Genomic DNA, 13,655 nt, shown 5'->3' with positions numbered 1-13,655 from the left:
AAACGAGGGCAGCCCCATGGGCGCCAGCGGAATGTGGGGTCACCGCGCGGTCCGCATCTGATGGTGTCGACGTCAATGGTATACGGGTGCATCATCGACGTCTTCAATACAGAAAATATCAGTGCGGGATGTTTTGGAAAATAACCCAAAAACGGCCAAGCGGGGTTCTTCGGAGTCACCCTTTAGGCGGAACTCTCCTAATTATTTGGATGAGTCGTTTACTTACTTGTGCTGTTACCGTCTTCCCGCTGTTGTTGGGGTATGCTTTGTTCGTATGTAAACGTATGACATGTTGATGGGGGAGGGTGCTATGGCTCGCGAGGGCACTCGTTCTAAGGATTCTGCTAAGCCTGGCATCAAGGAAGTTGCAGCGGTGGCGGGGGTTTCGCCTACTACGGTATCTCGCGTGCTTAATAATCGCGGCTACATTAGCCAGGAAACCCGCGATAAAGTCCATGCGGCGATGGAGCGCATCAACTATACGCCCAACGATATCGCCCGTGCCATGCTCAACGGTCGCCTGAATCTTATCGGTATGATCGTTCCCTTTGTGAGCAGCCCGTTCCATGCTCAGGTTGTGCAGGCGGTCGAGCGCACGTTAGCGGAAAACGGCTTTAAGATGTTGCTGTGCAACAGCGCCAATCGACCCGATCTTGAGCGTTCCTATATTGACATGCTCCGCCGCAATATGGTCGACGGCGTCATCGTCAACTCCCTCAATATCGGTGCCGAGGCATATGCCGAGATGGGCTTGAGCCTGGTTGGCATCGACTGCGATCTTGGCGAGGGCTCTGTCCAGATTGCAAGTGACAGCTATGGCATTGGCGAGCTCGCCACGCGCCGTCTGATTGATGACGGCTGCAGGCGTATCCTGTGCCTGCGCAGCAATAGCCGCATGCGCATGCCTGCCAATAAGCGTACCGATGCCTACCTCGATGTTGTTGAGCAGGCCGGTTTGTCCGCGCTTGTCCGTGAGGTTGAGTTCGTTAAGCCCGACGACGAAAAGGGCGCGGTCGTTGCGAAGATCCTCGATGAGAACCCCGATATTGACGGCATCTTTGCGGGAGACGATACGATGGCGGCCATCTGTCTCAACGTGATGAAGCAGCGCGGCTTGAGCGCTCCAGACGATATTAAGATCGTGGGCGCGGATGGTGCCCGCCGAACTATGACGTTTATGCCTGACTTAACAACCGTACGTCAAGATATCGATCGCATCGGAGAGCTCGCGGCGCAATCCATCATCGCTCTTATTAACGGCGATAATCCCGAATCGAATATCAAGCTCCCCGTTGAACTCATTGAGGGCAAAACCGCGTAGTTCATCCCGTGCCAAAAGAATTCCTCAAACGCCTCTGATGACCGTTCACCGGCATATGTCAACCGTTTGCCGACGACTGGAACTGCGAAAAGACGTATTGGTGTGAAAACGTTTGACATATGAAAACGATTGACATATCTTGCCATTGTACCGAGTTAGTATGTCGTGGAAAGGAAGTCTCGGATGCACAAGGTGTATTACCAGCCTGAGGGAATTTGGGTAGGCGACATCATGCCGTACGGCGAGGACGGCACGTTCTATCTCTATCATCAGCGTGACACGCGTAACCCCGAACCTTTCGGAGAGCCGTTTGGCTGGGCACTCGCTACGACCAAGGATTTCGTCAACTACAAGGACTTTGGCGAGAGCCTTGAGCGTGGCGGCGACGAGGAAGTCGACCAGTACATTTATGCCGGCACGGTGTTTAAGGTGGGCGACAAGTACCATGCGCTCTACACTGGTTGCAATCGCGATAAGGTCCGCGCACGTTTGATGAAGCAGGTTCTTCTTCACGCAACGAGCGACGACGCCGTCAAGTGGGAGAAGAACATCGCCGAGACGCTGCTTCCGCCCCAGGAGGGTTACGATGACCGCAACTGGCGCGATCCCTTTGTGCTTTGGGATGAGGAGAACGAAGAGTACATGCTCATCCTCGGCACGCGTGTGGGCGAGGACAAGCGTCTGATGACCGGCCGCCTGGTCAAGTTCACCTCCAAGGATCTGACCAACTGGGAGTTCCAGGGCGACTGGTGGAACCCGGGCCTGTACACCATGTTTGAGATGCCTGATCTCTTTAAGATGGGCGACTGGTGGTACCTCGTCTTTTCCGAGTACAGCGACGGCAACAAGACCCGTTACCGCATGTCCAAGTCCATCAACGGTCCTTGGATTACCCCCGCTGACGACTCCTTCGACGGCCGCGCGTACTACGCCGCTCGCACCGCATTCGATGGCGAGCGTCGCGTTCTCTTTGGTTGGGTTCCTACGCGTGACGAGGGCGGCGACCCCAGCTCTTACCTATGGGGTGGCACCTTTATGCCCCTCGAGATCGTTCAGCGTGCCGACGGAACGCTCGGCACCAAGCTCCCCGACAGCATGCTTGGCGCCTTTGGCGAGGCTAAGGCAGTCGAGACCTTTGAGCTTTCCTGCGAGTCGGGCAAGGTCGAGCAGGTGCTCGCCGCGGATGCCGGCTCCACCTACTTGCTCGATGCCGACATTGAGCTCGGCGGTAACGCTGCCGGCTTCTCGGTCAAGTTCGCCGAGGACGCCGAGACCGGTCTTGCCTATGAGTTCCGCGCCAACCTGCGCGAGGGCAAGCTCGAGTTCACGCCGGCTCCCCAGTACCCGTGGTTCCAGGTCAACAACATGGGCCTCGAGCGTCCGTTGTTCTTTAAGGGCGAGGGCACTCACCATGTGCGTCTGGTCGTCGACGACGACATCGCGACCATCTTTGTCGATGATGTTGCGCTCAACGCTCGCTTCTGCAACAAGCAGGGCCAGGGTGTGGCGCTTACCGTCACCGACGGTGCGCTCAAGTGCGCAAACGCAACGATCGCGTCTCTGTAGCGGCAACGAACCGTTTTATGATTTAGAAAAGGAATGGAGAGGAACATGGACTACAAGGCAGTGTCCCAGCAAGTCGTCGACAACGTCGGCGGACTGGAGAACATCGAGGGCGCCACGCATTGCGTGACCCGTCTGCGTCTGGTGCTCAAGGATACGAGCAAATACAACAAGGCCGAGCTCGAGAACATCGATGGCGTCAAGGGCGTGCTGTACAACAGCGGCCAGCTCATGATCATCTTTGGTACCGGTACCGTCAACAAGGTTTACGATGAGTTTATGGCTCTGACGGGCGTCAAGGAGATTAGCGCTTCCGAGGTCAAGGGTGCCGAGGCGGACAAGAAAGGCAAGTTCTTCTCGGTCCTCAAGGTGTTCTCGGACATCTTTATCCCCATCATTCCTGCCTTCGTCGGTGCCGCTATCATCATCGGCCTTAAGTCGTTGATCGTTGCCAACGGCCTCTTTGGCATGGAGGGCAGTCTCGCCGATCACAGCGAGTTCCTCAAGAACCTCGCAAGCTTCTTTGCCATTATCGCCACCACGTTCGACTACCTGCCTGTCCTGGTTATGTACAGCGCGGTCAAGCGTTTTGGCGGTAACCCGATCCTGGGCATCCTCGTCGGTATCGTCATGGTTCACCCGAGTCTTATGAACCGTAACACGTTCGTTATGGACCCGACGGGTGCTGAGTACTGGAACTTCGGTCCGCTATCCATTCCCATGGTTGCTTTCCAGGGCGGTGTGTTCCCTGCAATCCTGACTGCCTGGTTTATGGCCAAGGTCGAAAAGATTGCCCAGAAGTACATCCCCGAGGTCGTCTCGTTTGTCTTTGTCCCGACCGTTACCCTGATTCTTGCTAACGTTGCCCTGTTCACCGTGTTCGGCCCGCTCGGCAACCTGATCGGCGACGTCCTCGCTGGCGTAATCGATGTCCTGTACAACAGAATGGGCGTCTTTGGTGCCTTTGTCTTCGCCGCGTTCCTGCAGCCGCTCGTCGTTACCGGTACGCATCAGTTCATCCAGGGTATCGAGGCCAACCTCGTTGCCACGACTGGCTTCAACTACATCCAGGCCATCTGGTCGGTTTCCATCATCGCCCAGGGCGGCGGCGCCATCGGCATGTACCTCATTCACAAGAAGCACTCCAAAGAGCGCAACATCTGCATGTCGTCCTTTATTCCGACGCTGGTCGGTATCTCCGAGCCCGCTATCTTCGCTGCAAACATGCGCTATTCGATCATTCCGTTCATCTGCGCATGCATCGGTGCAGGCTGCGGCGGTGCCTTCGTCAAGCTCTTTGAAGTGCGCGCTATCGGTCAGGGTCTGACCGGTGTGCTTGGCCTGCTCATCGTTACGCCCGAGACCCTCGTGTGGTATGTGGCTGGTAATCTTATCGCCTTTATCGTGCCGATCGTCTTGATCTTTGCCTACAACAAGGCAAAGGGCGTTCCGACCACCGATGAAGAGGGCGCTGGTGCTGGCTTCGATGTCAGCTTCTAGTTGAGCCGTTCAGCGTAATGTGCGGATAAGTCCATTTGAGGAAGGGCGCTCGGCTCGTGCGAGTCGAGCGTCCTTCCCTATAGACGAGAAAGTCAATGGCGATGTTTAATCAAAAAAATAAGGTGACACGCGCGGACTATGATCAGTGGCGTGCCGGACAGGATGAGACGGCTGGTCGCATCGCGTCCGACCCCGATAGGCTCCTGTTCCATGTGGAGCCTGAGCTTGGCTGGCTCAACGACCCCAACGGTTTGGTTCAGATTGGTGATACGTATCACATCTATCATCAATACGATCCGTTCGATGCTGCGCATGGCGGTCCAGTGCTTTGGAACCATCTGACGACAAAGGATTTTGTGACGTACGAGAATCACGGCCCTGTGCTGTTCCCCGATTCCGATTTGGATTCGAACGGAGCGTATTCTGGTTCTGCCTTTGTACGCGATGGCAAGATTCACTACTTCTATACCGGCAACGTCAAGCATTTTGACCGCGATGATTACGACTACGTGTTGACGGGCCGTGAGCAAAACCAGATTCATATGGTTGCCGAGAATCCCGACGAATTGGGCGAGAAGTGCATAGCTGTTGGACCGGTCGATTACCCCGACGATATCGGTACGCACGTGCGCGACCCCAAGATCCTTGAGCACGATGGTATCTACTACATGGTTCTGGGCGCTCGTACGAAAGACGACCGTGGCTGCGTGCTTGTCTATACCTCGCGCAATCTTGAGGACTGGAGCTATGCGACGCGCATTGAGTTGGGCGAGAAGTTTGGCTTTATGTGGGAGTGCCCCGATCTGTTTGAGCTCGATGGCGAGCTTATTCTCGTTTGCTGTCCGCAGGGTGTGCCTGCCGATGGTTGGCGTTACCGCAATCCGCATCAGTGCGTGTGGTTCCCCATCGAGGCCGATTGGGAGGCGCCGAGCTTTAAAATCGTCGGGCAGGGCATGCCCCCGATGGTCGATGCCGGTTTTGATTTCTATGCTCCGCAGTCCTTTGAGGATGCTGCAGGCCGGCGTTTGATGATCGGATGGTCGGGTTGCCCCGATGCGACGGCAGAAAACCCGACGGTGGTGCGCGGGTGGCAGTGCGCGTTGACGGCGCCGCGAGAGCTGAGCATGCGCGATGGTAAGCTCTGCCAGCAGCCGGCGCACGAGATTGAGAGGATGCGCGGCGACTGCGTTCGCGCGACAGGCGGTGAAACCGTTGAGGAGCCGGGACGCCTGTTTGATCTTGTGGTTTCCTGTGAGGGCGCCAAGATGGTCGAGCTCGAAATCCGCAAGGGTGTCTTTGTACGTTATGCGGACGGGATGCTTACCCTCGACATGGGTGACGAAGGCTATGGGCGCGACCAAAGGTCGATCGAGCTCAGCGAGCTTCGCGACCTGCGCGTGCTTTCGGACACTACGATGGTCGAGATTTTTGCCAACAGCGGCGAGGCGGCACTTACGAGCCGTACCTATTCGCCGGCGGTTTCGGCGATGGGGTTGCATGCCGAGGGTGCGGCGTCGATGGATTTCTACCGCCTCGCGCATTAACCGTGCGTGGAGCACGATTGGACTTGCCGGGCGGAATGTGTCGCAGTTGCCGCAGCGAACTACCGTTTATCACGTATGGCGACCGTTTGCGGGATAAGTAACACTCATTTATAAACCGTGTAAAATCTCAGTTAAGCACGGAGTTTTCCAGGGAGACGCTGTCCTTTGTTGTGTGCAAGGGGCGGCGTCTCTTTGGCGCTTGGACGCCGTTGTGCAACAGTGCGGCGGTGCGTGCCATGTGTTGAAAAGCCAATGTTGAGATGGGTCGTGATGATAATGGGCAAGTACGTAATCGTGGTTGAGTCTGGTTCGGATGTGACGCCGGAGCTCTGCGAACGCTACGGTATCGTGCGCGTGCCTATGCATGTCACGATTGGTGACGAGACCGTCGAGGACGGCTAGATCGATCCGCTCGAGATTTATTCGCGCTGCAACGAGTTTGGCGTTATGCCCAAGACCAGTGGCTGCGCGCCTGCGGATTTTGCTCACGTGTACGACCGTATCCATGCCGAGCAGCCCGATGCGACCATTCTGCATCTTGCGTACTCCGAGGCCACGACCTGCTTGCATCAGTCCTCCAAGATTGCAGCTAAGGGCCGCGACTACGTGTTCTCCATGGACACGCGCTTTGTCTCGGTGGGCCAGTCGCTCGTCGTCGTCGAGACCGCCAAATACATCGAGGCCCACCCCGATGCCACCGTCGACGAAATCTTTGCATTTACGAATTCCGTCATGGACCGTGTGCTGCTGGGCTTTGTTCCTACCGACCTAGCCTTCCTTAAGGCGGGCGGTCGTCTGTCCAACGTGGCATTCCTTGGCGCCCACCTGCTCAAGATTAAGCCCTGCATTGAGGTGACGGGCGGCAAGTTCGTGGCAACCAAGAAGTTCCGCGGCTCTATGCTCAAGTGCGCCCGCGCCTTTATTGACCACATGGTTGCGAAGGGCGAGATTGACTACTCGCACATTGGCCTGGCGTATTCGGTAGGCCTTTCCCAGGAGCTGCGCGACGACATGGAAGTCTATGCGCACGACCTGGGCTTTAAGGACATTACCTGGACTCAGGTCGGCGGCGTCATCTCGAGCCATTGCGGCCCGACCGCCTTCGGCGCGGTGCTCACGCTCAAGGCGTAAGGCCTGGCGTCTATCGATTTCTATTGCCTCGGCGGCGGGCGGGTTGCGACAACCTACCCGCCGCTCTTGCGTGGGGTCAAATAGAACAACCCAATTGACCGCTAAACCGTTTCGCCATCATGCATATGGGCTAGAATGACTCTGGCATTTATGTAGCTAAAACCAATGAGAGGCAAGGTAGCGGGAATGGCTGAGATGACGCTCGAGGGTGTGGACGCTCGTCCTGAGGACTCTGCGTTTGTCCTGGGCCGCGTGCATTCGATTGAGACGATGGGAACGGTCGATGGACCCGGCATCCGCTTTGTGGTGTTTGTTCAGGGCTGCCCCATGCGCTGTGCGTATTGCCACAACCCCGATACCTGGTCGGTTAACGGCGGCACCATGGTGACCGTCGAGCACCTGATGGACGAGTTCCAGAGCAACCATGAGTTTTACCGCAGCGGTGGTATTACGGTATCCGGCGGCGAGCCGCTCCTGCAGCCTGAGTTTTTGGCCGACCTGTTCCGCGCCATGCACAACAACCCCGATGGTCGCGTGCACACCTGCTTGGATAGCTGCGGCTATGCGTTCGACCCCGCGCATCCCGAGAAGTTCGATGCCGTTCTCAACGAGACCGACATGGTGCTGCTCGACATTAAACACGCCGATCCCGTCGAGCATAAAAAGCTGACCGGTTGCGATCCCGCACGCATTCTGGCGTTTGGTGATGAGCTCGCGCGTCGCAAGATTAAGGTCGTTATCCGCCATGTGGTGGTGCCGGGTATCACCGATACGGTTGAGGAGTGCGAGGCGCTCGGTCGTCTAATCGCCCCGTGGCATAACGTGGTTGGCCTGGAGATGCTGCCGTATCACACGATGGGTGTCGTCAAGTATGAGCAACTGGGCATTCCCTATAAGCTCGAGGGCGTTCCACAGATGGATGCCGCGCGCATGCCCGAGCTGCGCAACGCCGTCATGACGGGCATGAAAAAGCGCCGCGCGGAACTCAAAAACGCCATCGGCTAGCGAGCCATTTTCGCCCCCAAGGGCACTCATTTGGGACAGACTTAAATGAGTGCCCCCGGGCACCTAGTTGATTGCTAAAGAGCCCCGTCAAGTTGCGGTGGAATAGTTCTTGTTTTTCGGCTTATGCTGCCCAAACAGGAACTATTTCACCGCAACTGCGTTTTGGACAGAGATGTGCAACAGAATCGTGCCATTTGGATAAATACGCTTGTGGTTTCTTTAAAGACACCTTAAACGCCGCTGAATATCTTTGGAAAGAAATGCCTGCTCGGTATTATGCTGCTCGTATATAAACGGTAGCAGTCAGGAGACCACGTGCGAAGCAACGCATCGCGGGACGAGTATGTGCCGCAGCATGGCAGCAGATATGAGACGAAGGGCACGCCTTCGCGTGGCCTCGCTGACGTTCGCATCCGCGTAACGAAGATTGCCGCCGTTGGGATGCTAACGTTGGCGGTTATTATCCTCGGAATTACCGCCAAAACCTACGCGTCGGAGCGAATGGCACACTCAGATGCGTCAACGGTACAGACGCAAAACAAAAAGGTCTCTGAATCTAAAGCCACCGCAAGTCAAACCCTGTCGACAGCGAGCCTTAAGACGAGGCTTTCGAAGGCGGACTTTAACGATATTCCCTCAGGCGATACCGTGCAGACCTTCTCATTGGTTGATGACCAGATCCCCGCCTTGGAGGATGAGAGCCTCGCCGCACTCCAAGATGCCCTTGATCAGGCCCAGGAATTGGGCGATGTGGACGTGGTGTTTTACGATTTGTCGAGCGGCAAGGGCGTGACGTATAACGCCGATGTCGAGGTTTACGGCGCGAGTAGCTACAAGGCACTCTATGCGTTGTACATCTGCGAATCTCTGGTCGAGACGGGCCAGGTCTCACTCGATGATTCCCTTGGCACCTATGGTGGCTATAACATGGGCTGGCAGACGGTGCGCGACCTAATCGAGGCCGCGGTCGTTAATTCGGATAACGACTCGTTTATCGCGTTGCGCGCGGCGTTTGACCGTGTCGGTTACGAGGATTGGATTGCCGCGCTCGGCGTCGAAGACGAGGTCGCGCTCGATCCAATGAGCGATTTCCCAACCTACTGCGCGCGTACCTCGGCCAAGTTGTGGCGCGAGATGAGCGAGTATTTGAGCTGTGGCAGTGAGGCCTCCCAGTGGTTATTTGAACTGCTGTCATCAACATCGTGCTCATTTATCCGTGATGGGATTGCTGACGAGCAGGTTTTGGTGCGCAACAAGGCAGGCTGGATTAGCGAGGATGGTTGCTATTCGACATGCGATGCGGGCCTTATCGACATCGATGGCCGTACCTATGTCATGAGCATCATGACATCGATGCCGTGGAGCGACCGCTCGAGCGAGGTTACGGCTGCGATTGCTAAGGCGTTCTTTGATATGCGAGCTGCGCTGGCCTAGCGTGTTCGTTTGGCGTTGGCAAACAAAATGCTGGTACCATACCGTGGTTGAGAATTTCGTATAGGTTTGGGGAATGGCATGGCTACCATCGCGATTATCGGTGCACTCGAAAAAGAGATCATGCAGATTAAGGAAGAGTTGAGCGACGTTTGCGAGGCACAGGAGGCGGGCTTGAACGTTGTGACCGGCGGGCTCGATGGCCTGTCGATTGTCGCCACGACGGCGGGTATGGGCACGGTAAACGCTGCCGCCGCAACACAGCACCTCATTAGCAAGTATGCTCCACAGGCAGTTGTGCTTTCGGGTATCGCGGGCGGTTTGAACCCCAAGCTCCATATCGACGACGTGGTCATCGGCAAATGCCTGCGCTATCTGGATACCGATACCGCGCTTATCGCCGAGTCTGCACCGGGGCTCGAGGAGTTTGGCTCGACGCCTGCGCTGGTCGATATTGCTGCCGATGTGCTTGCTGAGCGTGGGTTTGTTGATGCTTCGACAAATGCAGCCGCTTCGAACGAGGGCGCAAAGCAGTTCTTGGTCGGCACGATTGCCACGGGTAACCGCTTTGTGACGGGCGCCGCCATGCGCAACGACGCTATCGAGGCGACGCATGCCGATTGTGTCGGCATGGAGGGCGCGGCAATTGCCCATGTCGCAACCAAAAATGGTGTCGATTGCCTGGTGCTGCGCGCTATCAGCGATAATTGTGACGAGGCGTACGATGCGATTTGCGACCGCGAGTTCGACCTGTTCGAGTATGCCCGCACCGCGAGTGGCATTACGCTCGATATCGTTCGCCGTATCGCTGCTATCTATTAGCGCGCTTTTTTGTAAGAACCTACGACCAAGGAGTGTCCATGGCCGATTCCATTAACTACCAGCTTGCCAAGTTCGTTGCCAGCTATGGCAAGGTTTCGCAGATTCCCGAGTCCACCTGCCCCGAGGTGAGCTTCGTCGGCCGCTCCAACGTGGGCAAGTCGTCGATCATGAACAAGCTTTTTGGCCGCAAAAACCTCGTCAAGGTTTCGAGCACACCGGGCAAGACGAGCAACATCAACTTCTTTGAGGCTGACGACGTGCACTTCGTCGACCTGCCGGGCTACGGTTTCGCCCGCCGTTCCAAGGCCGAGCGTGACCGCTGGGCCGAGCTCATCGGCGACTTCTTCGACTCCGAGCGCAGCTTTAACCTGGTTGTATCGCTGGTGGACATTCGCCACGATCCCAGTAAGCTCGACCATGACATGATCGACTACCTGCAGGGCAACGAGTTCAACTTTATCGTCTGCCTCACCAAGGCCGACAAGCTCAGCCGCACCCAGCAGGCCCGCCAGGCAGCAGTCATCAAAAAGCAACTCAACGTCCCGGCCGAGAACGTAATCATCACAAGCTCCCAGACCGGTACCGGCATCGACGAACTCAAAAAGCGCATCGCTGAGGCTTGCCTCTAGGGCATGCCGCACTGTCAAACAACTTTTGTCTATCTATATCACCCCAGTGATAGTTATTGGTAAACTATCACTGGGGTGATATTTTTGTTTGGAGGTCGATATGGAGCTTTGGCACGGGTCGGAGGTTGTTGTCGAGCATCCGTCGTTGGATAAATGCAGACAATTCAATGACTATGGGCGCGGGTTTTATTGCACGCCACATGAAGAAATGGCGATGGAATGGGCATGCCGGACCGAGTCGGATGGCATTGCAAATCGATATGAACTTGATTTAGATGGCCTTTCGGTCTTGGATTTAGAGTCTGGGGAGTTTTCAATCCTCAATTGGCTTGCGATTTTGGCCGACAACCGGGAGTTTAATGTCTCGACGCCGCTAGCACGCGACGGACTTCGATTTCTGCTTGATAACTGTTTGATTGATATTTCTTCTTACGACGTTATTCGGGGCTATCGTGCCGACGACTCGTATTTTTCTTTTGCAAGGCAGTTTGTTAATGGCATGATTTCGCTCCGACAACTTCAGCGCATTATGCGCCTGGGCGATCTAGGCATTCAATATGCTCTTATGAGTGAGCGCGCATTCTCGGCGATTAGATTCTGCGATTGGAAGCCGGCTTCGGGATCTGAGTTTTATCCCAAGCGTTTTGAGCGAGAGCAGAACGCTCGGCGCAAGTACTTGGACACGGTAAATGGATTTGATTCTGAAGGTATCGACATCAAGGATTTAATGGCGGGGAGGGTTGATTTGGATGATCCAAGAGTTAACGAGTTGTGGTCCGAGTAGGACGTACCCCGTCTACTACCTCGAGGACGCAATGAACAACCTTGGCGACTGCTTTGACTATGCCGTGAACGACTATGGAGCGGAAGGGTCCGAGATCGCTGAGCTCTTTTGCCTGAGCGGCGTAGCTCGCGAGTTTGAGCGCGGCAACGCATGGGTCGTATCGGGAAAATCAGGTGTTGAGCTGTTCGCACTTATCGCCGAAAGGTCGGGATATCAAAGCGGGTCTATACCGGACCGCACCTATCGTTTTGAGAAGACGCCGGAGTATTGGACGGGCTGGATATTGGCATATCTGCAATGGCGTCTGGGCGAGTCTTTCGAAGACCTGCTGCATGCCGTTCCGTTCGATGCGCTGTGCAATATGTATTACCCCTGGCACGAAGCCTCAGAGGAGCGTGTGGCGCGTCTTGTTTGCGATATAGCGAAGAAAACACCTCGTCAAACCAAACTGGCGCTAGCAAGGAAGAGGCTTAAGAAAACCCAGCAAGACCTGGCATACGAATCGGGCGTATCACTCCGCTCAATCCAAATGTACGAGCAGCGCCAGAGAAACATCAATGAAGCTTCGGTAACAAGCGTAAGAGCCATAGCAAAAGCCCTCCACTGCAACATCGAAGATCTCCTAGAGCCAGTCTTCGAATACAAAGAAACCAGCGCAGCCTAACCCAATTTATTGCCGAGGTTTGTATCTAGTAAGCAATCCTTACCAGCAAGAGTCCCTACCAATAGAAAGCGGCTTAAAGGGCCGAAATCGTATGAATGGCATTGCGACTTCCAAATGGGTGACTGCTGCTTGAAAAGCTATAGAAATAGGGGCCGATTTAACGGCCCCAAGCATCGCATAAATGGCATATACGTTTTATCAACTATTTCTTGTTTTTAACCCATTTGCAGATACGCCAAATAAACACTCCGATGAGAATCCAAACGAGAGCGATCATAATGTCTGAGCGTGCAGGAATTGGGATCATTGAACTTCCTCAATTGATGTGAGTCTAGTTTGCATAGGTGTGGAGCGTGCTGCCTTCCATGGTCGCTTGCAACACGGCGATACCGGACGTCATCCCCATCGATTCATAGTTGAGTCGATATGTCGCCTGTTTCGAGTTCCATATAAAGGACTCGTTAGTTACCGTACAGCCGATAGTCGTATAGTTTTGTCCCCAAGCGCTGGTAATGAGCGAGTTCGCTATCTTGATCTTGAATTCGCGATAAATAAAAGGACTGTTGTAATAGATAGTCCAAGTTCCAGATGCGTTGTTGTAGTAACTGTCCCATATCAGGCTGGGCTCATTGGTTTTTTTTAATTCCTATTACTGCAACGGTCCCATCCTTAAGCCTGATTTGATGAGACTGCTCGGGACCTTTCGTTAAATCAAAATCTTGGGTTGCGCCAGAAATTGCGACAGCACCGCTTTCTGCAGCATAAGCAGTCGAAGGGCTAAACGAGAAACATATCGGTAATATCAAAAGTATCGAGAGGAAAAACGAAGCTTTGAGTGTGCGTAACACTTTGACCACCTCCATACTGCGATGCCTAGTTAAATAGTAGCATAGATAAACAGTTTATTATGTAACTTAAAAAGCCCCTATCTGCCCGGCGCCCCTTCAAAGCGTGGGTTCCTGTAGACATCCTTAGCAAGGTAAACGCAGGGATGGTCGGGGTGTTCCCCTCAAAATTATTCCGCAGCGCGAAGGCCTCTCGTCCGTGGCTCCGTTGGAGCACAAGATTAAATCAGCGAATGCGATTATCCTTTCGAGGCTGCGCAGGCCCCCTTGGGGCTTCCCCTGAAAACAATCCGCACTGATATTTTCTGTATTGAAGACGTCGATGATGCACCCGTATACCATTGACGTCGACACCATCAGATGCGGACCGCGCGGTGACCCCACATTCCGCTGGCGCCCATGGGGCTGCCCTCGTT

At 55.0% G+C, this 13,655-nt stretch carries 12 protein-coding genes; all 12 read left to right on the top strand.

What is annotated here, in order from left to right; all coding sequences use genetic code 11:
- Positions 1–310 precede the first annotated feature (310 nt).
- The 12 genes from AAAX72_RS09530 (at position 311) to AAAX72_RS09475 (ending at position 12,394) form a co-directional block, all read left to right on the top strand.
- A complete protein-coding gene (locus tag AAAX72_RS09530) occupies positions 311–1,321 on the top strand; it encodes a LacI family DNA-binding transcriptional regulator (protein ID WP_349130149.1) in 1,011 nt (336 codons plus the stop codon).
- A 183-nt stretch (positions 1,322–1,504) separates the two neighbouring features.
- The gene (locus tag AAAX72_RS09525; RefSeq protein WP_035137642.1) at positions 1,505–2,887 is read left to right on the top strand and encodes a family 43 glycosylhydrolase; all 1,383 of its coding nucleotides are present in this window, start codon (positions 1,505–1,507) and stop codon (positions 2,885–2,887) included.
- Between the two features lie 45 nt (positions 2,888–2,932).
- Complete coding sequence (locus tag AAAX72_RS09520; RefSeq protein ID WP_349130148.1) at positions 2,933–4,384, top strand: PTS transporter subunit EIIC; 1,452 nt, start codon at positions 2,933–2,935, stop codon at positions 4,382–4,384.
- Positions 4,385–4,479: 95 nt separating this feature from the next.
- A complete protein-coding gene (locus tag AAAX72_RS09515; protein ID WP_349130146.1) occupies positions 4,480–5,928 on the top strand; it encodes a glycoside hydrolase family 32 protein in 1,449 nt (482 codons plus the stop codon).
- Between the two features lie 276 nt (positions 5,929–6,204).
- Positions 6,205–6,330, top strand: a complete 126-nt coding sequence (locus AAAX72_RS09510) for a DegV family protein (protein ID WP_349130145.1) — start codon at positions 6,205–6,207, stop codon at positions 6,328–6,330.
- Positions 6,331–7,059 carry a DegV family protein gene (locus AAAX72_RS09505; RefSeq protein ID WP_349130150.1) on the top strand — a complete coding sequence of 243 codons (729 nt, stop codon included), beginning with the start codon at positions 6,331–6,333 and terminating at the stop codon, positions 7,057–7,059.
- Positions 7,060–7,245: 186 nt separating this feature from the next.
- Positions 7,246–8,064 carry a pyruvate formate-lyase-activating protein gene (gene pflA / locus AAAX72_RS09500; RefSeq protein ID WP_349130143.1) on the top strand — a complete coding sequence of 273 codons (819 nt, stop codon included), beginning with the start codon at positions 7,246–7,248 and terminating at the stop codon, positions 8,062–8,064.
- 648 nt (positions 8,065–8,712) lie between these two features.
- Positions 8,713–9,498, top strand: coding sequence for a serine hydrolase (locus AAAX72_RS09495; protein WP_349130142.1), 786 nt, complete (start codon positions 8,713–8,715; stop codon positions 9,496–9,498).
- A 78-nt stretch (positions 9,499–9,576) separates the two neighbouring features.
- Complete coding sequence (gene mtnN, locus AAAX72_RS09490; protein WP_349130141.1) at positions 9,577–10,317, top strand: 5'-methylthioadenosine/S-adenosylhomocysteine nucleosidase; 741 nt, start codon at positions 9,577–9,579, stop codon at positions 10,315–10,317.
- A gap of 38 nt (positions 10,318–10,355) precedes the next feature.
- Positions 10,356–10,946: a ribosome biogenesis GTP-binding protein YihA/YsxC gene (gene yihA / locus AAAX72_RS09485; RefSeq protein ID WP_349130140.1), complete on the top strand. Its 591-nt coding sequence runs from the start codon at positions 10,356–10,358 to the stop codon at positions 10,944–10,946.
- 100 nt (positions 10,947–11,046) lie between these two features.
- Positions 11,047–11,730 carry a DUF3990 domain-containing protein gene (locus tag AAAX72_RS09480; protein WP_349130139.1) on the top strand — a complete coding sequence of 228 codons (684 nt, stop codon included), beginning with the start codon at positions 11,047–11,049 and terminating at the stop codon, positions 11,728–11,730.
- A gap of 31 nt (positions 11,731–11,761) precedes the next feature.
- Positions 11,762–12,394, top strand: a complete 633-nt coding sequence (locus AAAX72_RS09475) for a helix-turn-helix transcriptional regulator (RefSeq protein ID WP_349130137.1) — start codon at positions 11,762–11,764, stop codon at positions 12,392–12,394.
- Positions 12,395–13,655: the final 1,261 nt, after the last annotated feature.

Source organism: Collinsella sp. CLA-ER-H8 (assembly GCF_040092335.1).
Lineage (GTDB): Bacteria > Actinomycetota > Coriobacteriia > Coriobacteriales > Coriobacteriaceae > Collinsella.
This window is presented reverse-complemented; position numbering and strand designations above follow the sequence as displayed.